This is a genomic window from Bradyrhizobium sp. JR4.1 (assembly GCF_040548605.1).
Lineage (GTDB): Bacteria > Pseudomonadota > Alphaproteobacteria > Rhizobiales > Xanthobacteraceae > Bradyrhizobium > Bradyrhizobium canariense.
This window is the reverse complement of record NZ_JBEPRY010000003.1, coordinates 452,355-468,776: the sequence shown is the minus strand read 5'-3', so window position 1 is coordinate 468,776 and position 16,422 is coordinate 452,355. Positions and strand designations below refer to the sequence as shown.

The 16,422-nt window shown below is 63.8% G+C and carries 17 protein-coding genes; 11 read left to right on the top strand and 6 right to left on the bottom strand.

The window, feature by feature from the left end; genetic code table 11:
* Window positions 1–149: 149 nt before the first annotated feature.
* Entirely contained in the window at window positions 150–1,844 is a 1,695-nt protein-coding gene (locus ABIB90_RS10815; RefSeq protein WP_354167644.1) for a methyl-accepting chemotaxis protein, read from the bottom strand.
* Between ABIB90_RS10815 and ABIB90_RS10810 the strand changes: the two genes are divergently transcribed.
* Window positions 1,827–2,147, top strand: a complete 321-nt coding sequence (locus ABIB90_RS10810; RefSeq protein WP_219682609.1) for a hypothetical protein — start codon at window positions 1,827–1,829, stop codon at window positions 2,145–2,147. The genes ABIB90_RS10815 and ABIB90_RS10810 overlap by 18 nt on opposite strands.
* A 93-nt stretch (window positions 2,148–2,240) precedes the next feature.
* Here ABIB90_RS10810 and ABIB90_RS10805 read toward each other — a convergent pair whose 3' ends face one another.
* From ABIB90_RS10805 to tyrS, 3 genes are all read right to left on the bottom strand, one after another.
* A complete protein-coding gene (locus ABIB90_RS10805; RefSeq protein WP_007591572.1) occupies window positions 2,241–2,645 on the bottom strand; it encodes a DoxX family protein in 405 nt (134 codons plus the stop codon).
* A gap of 220 nt (window positions 2,646–2,865) precedes the next feature.
* On the bottom strand, window positions 2,866–4,137 hold the full coding sequence (locus ABIB90_RS10800; protein WP_354167648.1) for an MFS transporter: 1,272 nt from the start codon (window positions 4,135–4,137) through the stop codon (window positions 2,866–2,868).
* A 57-nt stretch (window positions 4,138–4,194) separates the two neighbouring features.
* Window positions 4,195–5,448, bottom strand: coding sequence for a tyrosine--tRNA ligase (tyrS, locus tag ABIB90_RS10795; RefSeq protein ID WP_007591570.1), 1,254 nt, complete (start codon window positions 5,446–5,448; stop codon window positions 4,195–4,197).
* Window positions 5,449–5,612: 164 nt separating this feature from the next.
* On the opposite strand from tyrS, the gene ABIB90_RS10790 reads away from it, so the two are divergent.
* The 3 genes from ABIB90_RS10790 to ABIB90_RS10780 all read left to right on the top strand — a co-directional run bounded on the left by ABIB90_RS10790 (window position 5,613) and on the right by ABIB90_RS10780 (window position 7,835).
* A complete protein-coding gene (locus tag ABIB90_RS10790; RefSeq protein WP_354200677.1) occupies window positions 5,613–6,716 on the top strand; it encodes an anhydro-N-acetylmuramic acid kinase in 1,104 nt (367 codons plus the stop codon).
* A 107-nt stretch (window positions 6,717–6,823) separates the two neighbouring features.
* On the top strand, window positions 6,824–7,501 hold the full coding sequence (locus tag ABIB90_RS10785) for a glutathione S-transferase family protein (RefSeq protein ID WP_354167655.1): 678 nt from the start codon (window positions 6,824–6,826) through the stop codon (window positions 7,499–7,501).
* Between the two features lie 10 nt (window positions 7,502–7,511).
* Entirely contained in the window at window positions 7,512–7,835 is a 324-nt protein-coding gene (locus tag ABIB90_RS10780; protein WP_354167658.1) for a DMT family transporter, read from the top strand.
* On the opposite strand, the gene ABIB90_RS10775 is transcribed toward ABIB90_RS10780, so the two are convergent.
* Window positions 7,832–8,344 carry a DUF1697 domain-containing protein gene (locus ABIB90_RS10775; RefSeq protein WP_354167661.1) on the bottom strand — a complete coding sequence of 171 codons (513 nt, stop codon included), beginning with the start codon at window positions 8,342–8,344 and terminating at the stop codon, window positions 7,832–7,834. The genes ABIB90_RS10780 and ABIB90_RS10775 overlap by 4 nt on opposite strands.
* 7 nt (window positions 8,345–8,351) lie before the next feature.
* Window positions 8,352–8,999: an alpha/beta hydrolase gene (locus ABIB90_RS10770; RefSeq protein ID WP_007591562.1), complete on the bottom strand. Its 648-nt coding sequence runs from the start codon at window positions 8,997–8,999 to the stop codon at window positions 8,352–8,354.
* 344 nt (window positions 9,000–9,343) lie between these two features.
* Between ABIB90_RS10770 and ABIB90_RS10765 the strand changes: the two genes are divergently transcribed.
* The 7 genes from ABIB90_RS10765 to ABIB90_RS10735 all read left to right on the top strand — a co-directional run bounded on the left by ABIB90_RS10765 (window position 9,344) and on the right by ABIB90_RS10735 (window position 16,390).
* Complete coding sequence (locus tag ABIB90_RS10765) at window positions 9,344–10,483, top strand: cysteine desulfurase family protein (RefSeq protein WP_354167665.1); 1,140 nt, start codon at window positions 9,344–9,346, stop codon at window positions 10,481–10,483.
* 116 nt (window positions 10,484–10,599) lie between these two features.
* Entirely contained in the window at window positions 10,600–12,096 is a 1,497-nt protein-coding gene (gene sufB / locus ABIB90_RS10760) for a Fe-S cluster assembly protein SufB (protein WP_354167668.1), read from the top strand.
* Between the two features lie 131 nt (window positions 12,097–12,227).
* A complete protein-coding gene (sufC, locus tag ABIB90_RS10755) occupies window positions 12,228–12,977 on the top strand; it encodes a Fe-S cluster assembly ATPase SufC (RefSeq protein ID WP_027517718.1) in 750 nt (249 codons plus the stop codon).
* A gap of 11 nt (window positions 12,978–12,988) precedes the next feature.
* Window positions 12,989–14,293 carry a Fe-S cluster assembly protein SufD gene (sufD, locus tag ABIB90_RS10750; RefSeq protein ID WP_354167671.1) on the top strand — a complete coding sequence of 435 codons (1,305 nt, stop codon included), beginning with the start codon at window positions 12,989–12,991 and terminating at the stop codon, window positions 14,291–14,293.
* Window positions 14,290–15,537 (top strand): cysteine desulfurase, encoded by a 1,248-nt coding sequence (locus ABIB90_RS10745; RefSeq protein WP_354167674.1) that lies wholly within the window; start codon window positions 14,290–14,292, stop codon window positions 15,535–15,537. Before sufD ends, ABIB90_RS10745 begins: the two co-directional genes overlap by 4 nt.
* Window positions 15,534–15,905, top strand: coding sequence for an SUF system Fe-S cluster assembly protein (locus tag ABIB90_RS10740; protein ID WP_007591551.1), 372 nt, complete (start codon window positions 15,534–15,536; stop codon window positions 15,903–15,905). The genes ABIB90_RS10745 and ABIB90_RS10740 overlap by 4 nt, the downstream gene beginning before the upstream one ends.
* A 74-nt stretch (window positions 15,906–15,979) precedes the next feature.
* Entirely contained in the window at window positions 15,980–16,390 is a 411-nt protein-coding gene (locus ABIB90_RS10735; protein WP_081747958.1) for a HesB/IscA family protein, read from the top strand.
* Window positions 16,391–16,422 lie beyond the last annotated feature (32 nt).

The window sequence follows — 16,422 nt, the reverse complement described above, 5'->3', positions numbered from 1 at the left end:
GCGGATGGTGGTTTGCGCGCGGCCATCCTTCGAGACGCCCGCTCCGCGGGCTCCTCAGGATGAGGTCCTGTTCCACGGATAAATCTTGGATCCTCATGGTGAGGAGCCCGCGGAGCGGGCGTCTCGAACCACGAGGCCCGTGCGCCGCCTTACGCCGCGCGCACGCCTGCCAGGAAGGTCCCGACTTCGCCAGAGAGCTGCTCTGCCTGCTTGGAGAGGTTCGAGGCTGCGGCGAGCACCATGCCTGCGGCATTGCCGGTCTCGTTCGCTGCCGTGCTGACGCCGCCGATATTGGTGGTGACCTCCTGGGTCGCCTCGGCCGTCTGCGAGACACTGCGGGCGATCTCGGCGGTGGCGGCGCCTTGCTCCTCGATCGCGGCGCCGATCGAGGTGGCGATCCGGCTGACCTCTTCGATGGTGGCGGTGATGCCGCCGATGGCGTCCACCGCTTCCTTGGTCGCGCCCTGGATCTGGGCGATCTTGTCGCCGATCTCGCGGGTGGCTTCCGCGGTCTGGCTCGCCAGCGACTTCACCTCCGAAGCGACGACAGCAAAGCCGCGGCCGGCTTCACCGGCGCGTGCGGCCTCGATAGTGGCGTTGAGCGCGAGCAGGTTGGTCTGCGCCGCGATGCTGGAAATCAGCTCGGCGACATGCTCGATCTGCTGGGCGCCGTCCGAGAGCGCGCGGACGATGGTGTCGGTGCGGCGCGCGCTGTCCACGGCGCGGCCGGTGACCACGGCGGACTGCGCGACCTGACGGCTGATCTCGGTGATGGAGGAGGACAGCTCCTCGGCGGCGGCCGCGACCGTCTGGACGCGCTGGCTGGCTTCGGTGGCGGCCGAGCCGACGACGGCGGCGCGGCGGTTGGTCCCTTCCGCGGTCGACGACATCGACTTGGCGGTGACCTCCAGCTCGCCGGAGCCCGAGGCCATCAGGCCGACGAGCTGGCCGACGGAGGCATCGAACCGGTCGGCAAGCGAGATCAGCGCGTCGCGCTTCTCCTGTTCGCTGCGGGACTTGGTGGCGACCTGCTCGGCCTCCAGCTTGCGCGCCGTCAAGGCGGTCTGCCTGAGCACTTCGAGGGTCTCCGCCATGCGGCCGATCTCGTCGCCGCGACCGGTCTCCTCGACCGCCGTGTCGATCGCGCCTTCGGAAATGGCCTGCATGCGGTTCTTCTGGCGGTCGAGCGCGCCGAGCACGTCGCGGGCGATCAGCCAGGACAGGGTCGCCATCAGCAGCATCAGGCCGATGCCGATCGCCCCCAGCTCCAGCGTCAAGGCTCGCACGTCGGCGTCGATGTCGTCGACATAGAGGCCGTAGCTGATCGTCGCGTTCCAGGGCGCGAATTTGCGCGCGAACACGGTCTTGCGGACGGGCTCCGTCTGCCCGGGACGGGGATAGAGATAGGAGGTCACGCCACCCTGTGCGGTCTCGGCGCCGGCCTTGATAATGGCGTCGGCAATCAGGACGCCATTGGAGTCCTTCGCACCGGTGATCTTGCCTTCGAGCTGCTGGTTGGCGCCGTTGACGATGAGGGACGTATCGGCGTTGTAGACCACCGGATAGCCTTGGCCGCCATTGAAGCTCATGCGGCGACCGCGCTGGTGGAACTGGATTTTCGCTTCGGCCTGCGTCAGCTTGCCGGCGCCGACTTCCTCTTCAAGTGATTGGGCGAAGTTGTGGAGCATATCGACCGCGGTCCGCATCTGCTGGACACGGTCCTCCAGCATGCGGCTCTTGCTGAGCACGGACGACACCCCGATGATGGCCGTGACCGTGAGTGCCGAAAGACAGACCATGCTGGCGAGCTTGGTGCGGATCTTGAGGTGACTCAGCAGCTTCATCACGGCCTCGACGGAATGATTATTGTTGCTCGCGTCGGTAGCATGAAATTCTTACCAATCATGAATGGACGCGTGCGACGGCTGCCGCGCAAGCGGCGTCCGCGAGCTGCATGCGCAAACATCCATGCGGAAATGCGCCGCGTGGGCGCATGGCAAGTCAACTGGGAGAAAGATTGTGTGGGTCTTCAGTCCCGACCGAATCCGGTGGGAGCGGACATGAACCGATTCGTCCACCGCCTCATCATGTCGATGCTGCTGGTCGCGGTCCTCGTCCTCGTCTGGAACGTGCTGGGCTCGCGCTGAGATGGCACCCGCAAATGTACGGGTGCCATCTCTTTATTCGCGGATCAATTGCTGACGCCTCAGCGCCGCGCGAACGCGCCGCCGGTTGTGCCGCTAGTCCTTGCCTATCGCCGCATCGGCGCTGACCGAGCCGCCGCCGGCTGCCGAGAGGTAGAGGCAGGCGAAGCAGAACAGGATCGCCGCGGTGCCACCATTGAGCAGCGGCAGGAACACCGGCGTTTCGCCCTTGAACATGTGCCCCATGAAATAGGCGAAGGCCATCTCACCCGAGAGGATGAATGCCGCGAGGCGGGTGAACAGGCCGATCATCAGCAGCGCGCCAAGCACGAGCTCAAGCGTACCGGCTGCGTAGATAATCGGCGGGATGTTTGCGAAGTAGGGAAGCACCGGAAACTTGAACAGCTTGGCGATGCCGTACTGGAACAGCAGCAGGCCGGTGACGAAACGAAACAGGCTCAAGAGAACCGGTTGAAAGCGAACGAGATAGGGAAAGTTCATTGGTTTGTGCCCTCCATCCAATGCTGCGACTAGGACCGCATTCAGTTCTGCGCTGCAAGCCGCCCAAGGGCAATTTGCGCTGACATTTTTGTCATGTCGGACAAAACACCGCGGGAGGGACTTTCAGCCGCGCGCCATCCACATCTTTTGCAGCTGTTCGCGCCATGCCCATCCGTAATTTCCCGGTGACGCGAATGCCCGCAGGTTACCTCTGAGACACCTACCGCCGCAAGGCGGGCACGACCAGGAACGGGATCATCCCGAGCACCACGCTCGCAAGCGCGAAGGCGAGCAGCGCGTTGTAGCCGTGGGTCGCGTCGTGGATCAGGCCGCCGCTCCAGGAGCCGAACGCCGAGCCGAGTCCGCTGCCGATCGAGATGGTGCCGTAGATGGTGCCGACGCGCTTGCCCCCGAAGATCTTCATCGCAGTCGCCGTGATCAGCGGTCCACGTGAGCCCATCATGCTGCCGAAGCAGACCACGAATCCGGTGAGCAGGAGGAGATTGGCGGAGTATTGCAACAGCCACAGCAGGAAGATGCCGAGGATCGAGACCGCGTAGCTGAGCAGCACCGACGGCCGGCGTCCGATCAGGCCGTCGAGCGCTGACACGCCGAGCATGCCGAACACCAGCACGACGCCGGAGAAGCCCCAGGCCGTCGCGGCCTGCAGCGGTGGAAAGCCGGCGTCGATCAGATAGGCCACGATCTGTGCGGCGATCGCGTACATGCCGACCGCGGTGAAGAAGAAGGTCGAGAACAGCGCCCAGAAGGCGTGATGGCGCATCGCGCTCGGAAGGGTCCAGCCGTGATCGACGAAATCCGGATCGGTCTTCTTCGCGATATGGGGCGAGCCCGAGGCGAACAGCCGCCATGGCAGCAGCATCAGCGGAACCAGCAGGCCGAGCGCGGCGAAGCCGAACAGCTGGTAGGTTTCGCGCCAGCCGAGATGATCGATCAAAAGCTGCGAGGCCGGCAGCAGCGCCAGCACGCCGCCCCCCATGGCCGAGTAGACCACCGCCATCGCGGTCGGCAGCTTTGGGCCGAACCAGCGGCCCAGCAGGATCGAGTTCGGCACATTGCCGATGAAGGCGACACCGATGCCGACGCAGAGTCCGATCGAGAGCTGGAACTGCCAGAGTGACTGCGCGTGGCTTGCGATCAGGAAGGCCGAGCCGAGCAGCAAAAGGCCCAGTGCATAGACGATGCGCGGTCCGGAATGATCGAACAGGCGCCCGACCAACGGCGCCATCAGTCCGCTGACGAGCCAGGTCAGCGAATAGATCGAGACCACCTGGGCGCGATCCCAGCCAAAGTTTTCCGAGATCGGCTTCAGGAAGACGGTGAAGCTTTCGCTGAGGCCGCGGCCGAGCACGGCGAGTGTGAAGCAGAGCGCGAGCACCACCAGCGCGGTGCGCACGACGCCCTGCGGCGTCGCCGTGACGCGTTCCCTGGTCGCTTGCTTGGACTGTTCCTCTAGCGCGTTCTGGTCCATTGCCGATCAGGGAGCGCGCTTCAGCGCGCCCTGACAAGCAGCGAAAAGCTCATACGCCTATGCAGGCCTGAGGAGGATGTGCTTCTTCTTGCCGAACGACAGTTTGACCACGCCTTCCGGCGTCAGGTTGGCCGCCGACAACGCCATCTTCTCGTCCGTGACAGGCTCGTCATTGACGCGCAGGCCGCCGCCCTTGATCTGGCGCCGTGCTTCGCCATTGGAGGCAACGAGGCCCGCCTTGACGAAGGCATTGAGCACGCCGAGGCCGGCGTCGAACTCGCCGCGCGGAATTTCCACGGTCGGGAGACTCTCGGCCAGCGCGCCTTCCTCGAAGGTGCGGCGCGCGGTCTCGGCCGCCTCGTTCGCGGCGTCGCGGCCATGCAGGAGCGCGGTCGCCTCGGTGGCGAGTACCTTCTTGGCCTCGTTGATCTCGGAGCCTCCGAGCGCCTCGAGCTTCCTGATCTCGCTCATCGGCAGCGTCGTGAACAGCTTGAGGAATTTGCCGACGTCGGCATCCTCGGTGTTGCGCCAGTACTGCCAGAAATCATACGGCGAGAATTGGTCGGCGTTGAGCCAGACCGCGCCTTGCGCGGTCTTGCCCATCTTGACCCCCGATGCCGTCGTCAGCAGCGGCGTCGTCAGCGCGAACAGCTGATGGGTGCCCATGCGGCGGCCGAGATCGACGCCCATGATGATGTTGCCCCACTGGTCGGAGCCGCCCATCTGCAAGTTGCAGCCGGTCCGCCTGGCGAGTTCGACATAGTCGTAGGCCTGGCAGATCATGTAGTTGAACTCGATGAAGCTCATCTCCTGCTCGCGTTCGAGGCGCAGGCGCACGGAGTCCATGGTCAGCATACGGTTGACCGAGAAGTGCCGGCCGACGTCGCGCAGCATCTCGATGTAGTTGAGCTTTGTCAGCCACTCGGCATTGTCGAGCATGATGGCGTCGCTCTTGCCGTCGCCATAACGCAGCACTTTTGCGAACACGCCGCGGATCGATTCCTTGTTGGCCTCGATCTCGGCGACAGAGCGGATTGCACGCGTCTCGTCCTTGCCGGAGGGATCGCCGACCATGGTGGTGCCGCCGCCCATCAGGGTGATCGGCTTGTTGCCGGACTGCTGCAGCCAGTGCAGCATCATCATGGTCAGGTAGTTGCCGATGTGCAGCGAGCGGGCGGTGCAATCGTAGCCGACATAGCCGGTCACCTCGCCCTTGGCGGCGAGTGCGTCCAGCCCCTCGAAATCGGAGCACTGATGGACGAATCCCCGTTCCTGCAGCGTGTTGAGGAAATCCGATTTGAATGCAGTCATTTGTCGGCGCGCCTGACAATTCTTGGTTTACTGTTTTGGGAGCAATTTAAGGGTCTTCTATGGGAACTCGATTGCTGCCCGCCACTTTGGCCTGTGGCATTATAAGATGTGTCCCTCTGGCACAAGATCGGCATGCCGGAAGGGTCTCTTGAGGACGCTGATCCATGATGTTGACGGCACTCGGTTTGATGAGCGGCACCTCGCTGGACGGGGTGGATGTCGCGCTGATCGAAACCGACGGAAAGCAGGTGAAGGCATTCGGGCCCTCCGGCTACCGGCCGTATAGCCCGGCGGAGCGCAACCTGCTGCGCCAGGCGCTGAGCGAGGCGGTGCACCTGCCGCAGCGCGATGCCCGGCCGGGGATTTTGGCCGAGGCCGAGCGCGCGGTGACCCAGGCGCATGCTGAGGCGGTCGCCGCCTTTGTCGCCCAGAATCGGATGAGGCCGGAAGACATCGACATCGTCGGCTTCCACGGCCAGACCGTGCTGCATCGCCCCGAGAAACGGCTGACGGTGCAGATCGGCGATGCGCCGGCGCTGGCCAAGGCGATCCACATCCCCGTGATGCATGATTTCCGCGCCGCCGACGTCGAAGCTGGCGGGCAGGGCGCGCCATTCGTGCCGGTCTACCACAGGGCGCTCGTCCAGTCGCTGGAGCGCGAAGGGCCGATCGTTGTCGTCAATATCGGCGGCGTCTCCAACATCACCTATATCGACGGCAACGACACGCTGATCGCCTGCGATACCGGGCCCGGCAACGCGCTGCTCGACGATTTCATGTACCGCACCATGAACCAGGCGTTCGACGCGGACGGAAAGTTCGCCGCCCTCGGCAAGGCGGACGAAGCGTGGATCGCGCGGGCGCTGGAGTTGCCGTTCTTCGCAAGCCCGCCGCCGAAATCGCTCGACCGCAACGATTTTGCCGCACTAAAGCTCGGCGAGGTGCAGCCGGCCGACGGCGCCGCGACTCTGACCGCCTTCACCGCGGCGGCCATCGCCCGCATCATCCCGCTGCTGCCACGCAGGCCGCGAAGCTGGATCGTCTGCGGCGGCGGCGCCCGCAACCGGACCATGCTCCAGATGCTGCGGGAGCGCGTGGGGTCCGCCACTGTCGAGGCCGCCGCGACAGTCGGCTGGGCCTCCGATGCCATCGAGGCGCAGGCCTTCGGCTTCCTTGCCGCGCGCGGCCTGAAGGGCCTGCCGCTGTCTTATCCCGCGACCACGGGCGTGCCGATGCCGATGACGGGCGGGGTGATCGCGCGGCCTTGAGGTAATCCTGAGATCGAGACCGGTCGATGCAAATGCATTGAACTTGACGAGTGCATGCAAATGCATCTATCTTGGATGCAGTTGCATCCAACTACCGGGATCGTGCCATGACCGCTTCCCTCAAACTGATCAGCCATAAGCTTTGCCCATACGTGCAGCGCGCGGTGATCGCGCTCAAGGAGAAGGGCGTTCCGTTCGAGCGGGTCGACATCGATCTCGCCAACAAGCCGGACTGGTTTCTCAAACTGTCGCCGCTTGGCAAGGTGCCGGTGCTGGTCGTGACGAGCGAGAAGGGCGAGGTCGCGCTGTTCGAGAGCAACGTGATCTGCGAGTACACCGAGGAGACGCAAGGCGGTGTGAGGCTGCATCCGGCGGATGCCTTGAAGCGTGCCGAGCACCGGGCGTGGATGGAGTTTGGTTCAGCAGTGCTCGGCGACCTCTGGGGTCTGGAGACCACGACCGATCCGGCGACGTTCGAGAGCAAGCGCCAGGCGCTCGTTGCAAAATTCGCGCGGGTCGAGGCGGCGCTCGGCGCCGGTCCTTATTTTGCCGGCGAAGCGTTCAGTTTGGTCGACGCAGTGTTCGCGCCCGTCTTCCGCTATTTCGATCTGTTCGACGAGCTGACCGAGCACGGCATTTTCCGCGATGTGCCGAAGGTCCGCGCATGGCGCGCCGAACTGGCGAAGCGTCCGAGCGTCCGCACCGCGGTCGGCGCGGACTATCCGCAATTGCTGCGCGCCTTCCTGGTGCGGCATGACGCGCATCTGCTCAAGCTCGCGGCTTGAGCCCTCGCCGATGTCGCAATCCATGGCCTGGCTGATGCTGGTGATCGCCGGCCTCCTCGATGTCGGCTGGGCGATCTCGATGAAATATGCGGAGGGCTACACGCGTGTGAGCTGGAGTATCGTCTCGCTGGTGCTGCTCGCCGCCTTTGTGTTCCTGCTCGGACGCGCCTTGAAGGTGCTCGAGGTCGGCGTCGCCTATTCGGTGTGGACGGGCATTGGCGCCGCCGGCACCTTCATCATGGGCGTCGTGCTATTCGGCGAGACCCTGAGCGCGATGAAGATCGCGGGGATCGTGCTGGTGCTGACGGGGATCGCGGCGCTCAAGCTGGCCTAGAGCTCTGCGGCCATTTTCGCGAGCGTCGCGATCGTGTTCATGTTGCGCGCGGTGCCGGTCTTGGCGGCGGGGATGACCAGCTTCGACGTGCCCATGCCGTCGCCGTAATGCACGTAGATCTCGCGGTGGCCGAGGCGGACCTCCTCCTTGTTCTGGCCGCGAATGCCGGCGAGCGCATCCGCCGGCGGCGCCTTGTCGAGGAAGATCGCGACGGTGCGGTTGGGTGCGGCCTTTGGAAACGGATTATCGGCCAAGACCTGCGCCATCTCGGTGGCGCTGCGCACGAGCACGCCGACCGGCGCGCCGGCATAGGCGTGCAACCGCTTTTCGAGTGCGGTCTTGATCGCAGATTGCGACTTGCGGCTTGTGAAGACGACGTTGCCGCTTGCAATATAGGTGCGCACAGCGGCGTAGCCGAGCTCCTCGCAAATGGCCTTGAGTTCGCTCATCGGCAGTTTGCCGGTGCCGCCGACATTCACGGCACGCAGCAATGCGATGAACGCGCCCACGGAAAGCTCAGCGCACGTTGGCGAGGCGCATGTCGAGATAGGCGGTGATGGTTTCCATCAGCGGCTCGAGCTTGGCGTCGAAGAAGTGGTTGGCGCCGGGGATGACCTGCTGGTCGATCACGATGCCCTTTTGCGTCTTCAGCTTCTCGACCAGCGTGTTGACGTCCTTGGGCGGCACCACCGCGTCCTTCTCGCCATGCACGATCAGGCCAGAGGACGGGCAGGGCGCGAGGAACGAGAAGTCGTAGAGGTTGGCGGGCGGCGCGATCGAGATGAAGCCCTCGACCTCCGGGCGGCGCATCAGCAACTGCATGCCGATCCAGGCGCCGAAGGAGAAGCCGGCAACCCAGCAGGCGCGCGCTTCGGGATTGATGGTCTGCGCCCAGTCGAGCGCCGCGGCCGCGTCCGACAATTCGCCGGTGCCGTGGTCGAACGAGCCCTGGCTGCGGCCGACGCCGCGGAAATTGAACCGCAGCACGGAGAAGCCGCGATGCGCGAACGCATAGTAGCACTGGTAGATGATCTGATGATTCATCGTGCCGTGGAACTGCGGATGCGGATGCAGGACCATCGCGATCGGCGCGTTCTTCTGCTTGGCCGGATGGTAGCGGCCTTCGAGACGGCCGGCGGGGCCGGTGAAAATAACTTCAGGCATGATGATCTCTTGATTGATCCCTTGAAGACGCTCTTCAACAATCAACCGATTGTGCGGATTTCATCGGCTGCTGGGCCGATCAAGCCGCGAATGGAAGGGTGGAGCGGCGCCCTCGGATGATGCGCGAGCGGCGCGCGGCGAACTGACGCGCGCGTTCTAACATGAGGCGAGGGTCAAAAAGCAAGCATCTTGAACATCGCCCAATGAGCTCAAGATGTTAGCGTCATGGCCGCGCCCTCGCGCGATGGGGAATCCGGAATCGAGATTGCCAAGTGCTCCAGGGGAGCCCATGTCGGGTACCAGCGCTGGCGCAACAACCACAATCGCAGGTAATATAGTAGTCTATGCCGAGCCGCATCTATCTCGACTGGAATGCGACCACGCCGCTTCGTCCCGAGGCCCGAAGCGCAATGCTCGCAGCCTCCGAGCTCATCGGCAATCCCTCCTCGGTTCATGCCGAGGGGCGCGAGGCGCGACGGCTTGTCGAGGACGCGCGGGCCCTGCTTGCGACCTCCGTCGGCGCGTTGCCGCGGAACGTCGTCTTCACCTCCACGGGAACCGAAGCTAACGCGCTGGCGCTGTCGCCGGGGCTTCGGGGGCCGTCTGGCGGGCCTGTCGAGCGGCTCCTGGTCTCGGCGGTCGAGCATGCGTCGGTGCTGGCGGGCGGCCGGTTCCCGGCCGATAGGATCGGTCAGGTCAGGGTTACGCGCTCCGGCGTGATCGACCTCGACGATTTGAAGGCGCTGCTCGGCGACGGCCCGCCGGCGCTGGTCTCCATCATGGCGGCCAACAATGAGACGGGCGCGCTGCAGCCTATCGCCGAGGCCGCGGCAATCGTTCACGCGGCTGGCGGCCTCCTGCACGTCGATGCAATCCAGGCGTTTGGAAAAATCCCTTTCGATATCAAAGCTATCGGCGCAGACCTTGCGACCTTTTCTGCGCACAAGATCGGCGGTCCCAAGGGTGTTGGCGCGCTGGTCGCGGCCGAGGGCGTGGCCGGGCTTGAGCCGTTGCTGCGGGGCGGCGGGCAGGAGATGAACCGGCGCGCGGGAACCGAGAATGTCGCCGGCATTGCCGGCTTCGGGGCAGCGGTGCGGGTCGCCCTTCAGGCTTTGTCGGAGGATGCAGCGCGGATGGCAAGTCTCAGAGATCGCTTGGAAAATGGCATTCGCTCCATGGCCGGCGCAACGGTCTTCTCAAGTGACGTCAAGCGGTTGCCGAATACCGTTCTGTTCACCGCCCCCGGCCTTAAGGCCGAGACCGCGGTGATCGGCTTCGACCTCGAAGGCGTCGCCGTGTCCTCAGGCTCTGCCTGTTCCTCGGGCAAGGTTCAGCCGTCCCACGTGTTGTCGGCAATGGGGTATGATCCGACCGTCGCCCAAGGAGCGGTGCGTCTTAGTCTGGGCTGGTCCACGGAGCCGGATGACATCAACAGGGCGTTAGAGGCTTGGCGAAAGCTCGGTAATACCCTACTTAAGGGATAAGCGATGAAACACGGCTTGAACGGTTCTAAGCGCGTGCTTCCCGCCAAGAAACATCGTAATAGTCGTCCGAGTTTGATGATCCACCGCGGTCCTTGAAACCGCGAGCGGAGGATAGAATGCCAGCCGTGCAAGAGACGGTCGAGCGCGTGAAGCGCATCGACGTCGATCAGTATCGTTATGGGTTTGAGACCCTGATCGAGTCCGACAAGGCCCCCAAGGGGCTGTCGGAAGAGACCGTCAAGTTCATCTCCGAGAAGAAGAACGAACCCGCCTGGATGCTCCAGTGGCGGCTCGAAGCCTATCGGCGCTGGCTGACCATGACCGAGCCGACCTGGGCGCGCGTCGATTATCCCAAGATCGACTTCCAGGACCTCTATTATTATTCGGCGCCGAAGCCGAAGAAGACGATCACCTCGCTCGACGAGATCGATCCAGAGATTCTGAAGACCTACGAGAAGCTCGGCATTCCCTTGCGGGAAGTCGCCATGCTCGAAGGCGTCGAGCCGAAGCCCGGCGAGGAAGATCCCACGCGTCGCAAGATCGCGGTCGATGCCGTCTTCGATTCGGTTTCGGTTGCGACCACCTTTAAGGCGGAGCTGAAGAAGGCCGGCGTGATCTTCATGCCGATCTCGGAGGCGATCCGCGAGCATCCCGAGCTGGTGCAGAAATATCTGGGATCCGTGGTGCCGACCTCGGACAATTTCTACGCGACGCTGAACTCGGCGGTGTTCTCCGATGGCTCGTTCGTCTACGTGCCGCCGGGCGTGCGCTGCCCGATGGAGCTGTCGACGTACTTCCGCATCAACGAGCGCAACACCGGCCAGTTCGAGCGCACGCTGATCATCGCCGACAAGGGCTCCTACGTCTCCTATCTCGAGGGCTGCACCGCGCCGCAACGCGACGAGAACCAGCTGCACGCGGCCGTGGTCGAGCTCGTCACGCATGACGACGCCGAGATCAAATATTCGACGGTGCAGAACTGGTACCCGGGCAATTCGGAAGGCAAGGGCGGCATCTACAATTTCGTCACCAAGCGTGGCGACTGCCGCGGCGACAATTCCAAAATCTCCTGGACCCAGGTCGAAACGGGTTCGGCGATCACCTGGAAGTATCCGAGCTGCATCCTGCGCGGCGACAATTCCCGTGGTGAATTCTATTCGATCGCGATCTCGAACGGCTATCAGCAGGTCGACTCGGGCACCAAGATGATCCATCTCGGCAAGAACACGTCGAGCCGCATCATCTCCAAGGGCATCGCGGCCGGCAGGTCGCAGAACACCTATCGCGGGCTCGTTACCGCGCATCGCAAGGCGACCGGCGCGCGCAACTTCACTGCCTGCGATTCGCTGCTGATCGGCGACAAATGCGGCGCGCACACCGTGCCCTACATCGAAGCCAAGAACTCGTCGGCGACGTTCGAGCACGAGGCTACCACGTCGAAGATCTCCGAGGACGTGCTGTTCTACTGCATCCAGCGCGGCCTCACGCAGGAGGAGGCGGTCGGCCTCGTGGTCAACGGCTTCGTCAAGGACGTGCTGCAGCAACTGCCGATGGAGTTCGCGGTGGAAGCGCAGAAGCTGATCTCGATCTCGCTTGAAGGATCGGTCGGCTAGCGCCGACCTCATCCTGAGGAGGCCGCGTAAGCGGCCGTCTCGAAGGATGGATACGAAAAGATTGTTGGCCTTAATCCTTCGAGACGCGCCTGCGGCGCTCCTCAGGATGAGGAGATAGATGGAAACAAGATATGGCTTTGCTCGAAGTGAAAGACCTCAAGGTTCGTGTTGAGGAACGTGAGATCCTCCACGGGCTGACGCTGACCGTGAACGAGGGCGAGATCCACGCGATCATGGGGCCGAACGGCTCCGGCAAGTCGACGCTGTCCCACGTCATCGCCGGCAAGCCGGGTTACGAGGTGACCGACGGCGAGATCCTGTTCAAGGGCGAAGACCTGCTCGCGATGGCCCCCAACGAGCGCGCCGCCAAGGGCGTGTTCCTTGCGTTCCAGTATCCGGTCGAGATCCCCGGCGTCTCCACCATGAATTTCCTGCGTACCGCACTGAACGCGCAGCGCAAGGCGCGCGGCGAGAGCGAATATTCGACGCCCGACTTTTTGAAGAAAGTCCGCGAAGTCTCGAAGTCGCTGAACATCCCGCAGGACATGCTCAAGCGCGGCGTCAATGTCGGTTTTTCCGGCGGCGAGAAGAAGCGCAACGAGGTGCTGCAGATGGCGCTGTTTGAGCCGAGCCTGTGCATCCTCGACGAGATGGATTCCGGCCTCGACATCGACGCGCTGCGCATCGCAGCCGACGGCGTCAACGCGTTGCATTCGCCCAAGCGCGCGATGGTCGTCATCACCCACTATCAGCGGCTGCTCAACTACATCGTGCCTGACGTCGTGCACGTGATGTCGAAGGGCCGTGTCGTGAAGAGCGGTGCCAAGGACCTGGCGCTGGAGCTGGAGTCGTCCGGCTACGCCCAGTACGAGGACGCGTAAGGAATTTTGCGATGAACGTTGCTGTGGCAAAGACCGGAAATGGCCGCGCGGTGAGCGATCTCTTCGCCAGCGCCGAAGGCCGTCTGCCGGGTTCGCCTTCCGTGATCGCCGTGCGCCGCGAGGCGTTCGAGACCTATGAGCGTCTCGGCCTGCCGCACCGCCGGATCGAGGAATGGAAATACACCGACCTGCGCGCGCTGGTCGGCGAGGTGTTGCCGTTGGCGGCTGCGCCCGATACGGCCGCGTTGAAGCGCGCCGCGGACGCCGTGAAGGCGCATGCCATCGCAGGCGCCCGCAAGCTGGTTCTGGTGGACGGCGTGTTCGCTGCCGATCTCTCGGACATCAAGGCGATGGCCTCCGAGGCGGGCTTTAAGACATTGCGGGAGACGCTGGAGAAGAATTCCGGTCTGTTGAAGACCGCGGCTATCGACGCGGTGATCGCGCTGAACGCGGCAATGGCGACCGATGGTGTCGTGGTTGATATCGCCGACGGCGTGCAGCTGTCCGCGCCGATCCAGATCATTCACATCGCGATCGCTGCTACGGCATCGACGTTCACCCGCTCGCAGGTCGTGGTCGGGAAAGGCGCTCGTGCCACCATCATCGAGAGCTTCGTCGCGGCCGGCGCCAAGGCCTACCAGGTCAACGATGCCGTCATCCTCGCGGTCGGCGACAACGCAGACGTCGCGCATATCCGCCTGATGGACGATTCGCCGGATGCGGTGAACATCACCTCGCAGTTCGTCACGGTCGGTGCGAACACGAAGCTCAATTTCTTCAACATGACCACCGGTGCTGCGGTCAGCCGCCTGCAAGGCTTCATCACGCTGGCGGGCGAGGGCAGCGAGCTCTCCGTTAACGGCGTGAACCTGTTGCAGAAGACCGAACATGGCGACACCACCCTGGTGGTCGACCACGCCGTGCCGAACTGCGTCAGCCGGGAAGTCTTCCGCGCCGTGATCGACGACCGTGCGCACTCGGTGTTTCAGGGCCGTATCATCGTTCGTCCCGACGCACAGAAGACCGACGGCAAGATGATGATCCGCGCGCTGCTGCTCTCGGACGAAGCGGAAGCCGACAACAAGCCCGAGCTCGAGATTTTCGCTGACGACGTCTCTTGCGGCCACGGCGCCACCGCCGGCGCGCTCGACGACAGCCTGCTGTTCTATCTGAAGGCGCGCGGCCTGCCGGAGAAGCAGGCCCAGGCGCTGCTGATCCAGGCTTTCGTCGGCGAGGCGATCGAGCAGATCGCCGACGATGATCTGCGCGAGCACGTGATCGGCATTGCCGAGCGCTGGCTGGAGCGGCGCCAATGAGCATGCATCCGGCAGTCAAGAACGGCTCTTACGACGTTGCGCGCGTGCGCGAAGATTTTCCGGCGCTGGCCATGCAGATCTACGGCAAGCCGCTGGTCTATCTCGACAACGCTGCATCTGCACAGAAGCCGAGCGCCGTGCTCGATCGCATGACGCAGGCTTATACCTCCGAATACGCCAACGTGCATCGCGGCCTGCATTACCTCGCCAATGCCGCGACCGAGGCCTATGAGGGCGGCCGCATCAAGGTGGCGCAGTTCATTAACGCGCCGCGACCTGAGGAAGTGATCTTCACCCGCAACGCGACCGAGGCGATCAACCTCGTCGCCTCGTCCTGGGGTGAGCCGAACATCAAAGAAGGCGACGAGATCGTCATCTCGATCATGGAGCACCACTCCAACATCGTGCCCTGGCATTTTCTCAGAGAACGCCATGGTGCCGTGATCAAATGGGCCCCGGTCGACGACGAGGGCAATTTCCTCATCGACGAATTCGAAAAGCTGCTGACCTCGAAGACCAGGCTGGTCGCGATCACGCAGATGTCGAACGCGCTCGGCACCATCGTTCCGGTCAAGGACGTCGTGAAGATCGCCCATGCCCGCGGCATTCCCGTGCTGGTCGACGGCAGCCAGGGCGCGGTGCATATCCCAGTCGACGTCCAGGACCTCGGCTGCGACTTCTACGTCTTCACCGGCCACAAGGTCTACGGTCCGACCGGCATCGGCGTGCTCTGGGCCAAGTACGACCACCTGGTCGCGATGCGCCCGTTTAACGGCGGCGGCGAGATGATCCGCGAGGTCTCGCGCGACGTCGTCACCTACGGCGATCCCCCGCACAAATTCGAGGCCGGCACGCCGGCGATCGTCGAGGCGGTCGGGCTTGGCGCCGCCATCGACTACGTCAATTCGATCGGCAAGGAGCGCATCGCCGCGCACGAGCACGATCTCGTCACCTACGCCCAGGACAAGCTGCGCGAGATCAACTCGCTGCGGCTGGTAGGGACGGCGCGGGGCAAGGGCCCGGTGATCTCCTTCGAGCTCAAGGGCGCGCACGCCCATGACGTCGCCACCGTGATCGACCGCCAGGGCATCGCGGTGCGCGCCGGCACCCATTGCGTGATGCCGCTTTTAGAGCGGTTCAACGTCACGGCCACATGCCGGGCGTCGTTCGGCATGTATAATACGCGAGAAGAAGTCGATCATCTGGCACAGGCGCTGTTGAAGGCGCGGGATTTGTTCGCATGAGTGACACGGCCGAAATCAAAGCCAATCCGATGGAAACCCAGTCGGCGCTGCCGCCTGAGGAGACCGAGCGTCTCACCACCGAGATCATCGCCGGGCTGAAGACCGTGTTCGACCCGGAAATCCCGGCTGACATCTACGAGCTCGGCCTGATCTACAAGGTCGAGATCAAGGACGATCGCTCGGTCGACGTGCAAATGACGCTGACGACGCCGAACTGCCCGGCTGCCGGCGAGTTGCCGACCATGGTCGAGAACGCGGTCGCCAGCGTCCCCGGCGTCGGCGTGGTCGACGTCAAGGTGGTCTGGGAGCCGGCCTGGACGCCGGAACGCATGAGCGACGAGGCCCGCCTCGTGCTCAACATGTGGTGACGCGTAACCCTGGCTTTAGATACTCGTTAGATCCTTGGCATTGAATTCGCTCGGCAACGGACCACATCATTGACATGACACAGATATCGTCGGGCTCGACACCAGCATCCACTCCGAAACCGCGGCGGCCGCGCCCACAAGTGATGCGGCTGACGGATGCTGCTGCCCAGCGCATCAACGAGCTGACCCAGCGGGCCGATTCCGAGATCGTGGGCCTGCGCGTCGGCGTCAAGAACGGCGGCTGTGCCGGTCAGTCCTACACGGTCGAATACGCCCATGATGTCCGCCCGACCGACGAGGTCGTCGAGGACAAGGGCGTCAAGATCCTGGTCGATCCGAAGGCCGTGCTGTTCCTGCTCGGCACCGAGATGGACTACAAGGCCGACAAGATGCAGGCCCAGTTCGTCTTCAACAATCCCAACCAGATCTCCGCTTGCGGCTGCGGCGAGTCGGTCGAGCTGCGCCCGGCGCAGATCGACGGGTAGTTTTTCCGTCATTGCGAGGAGCACTTGCGACG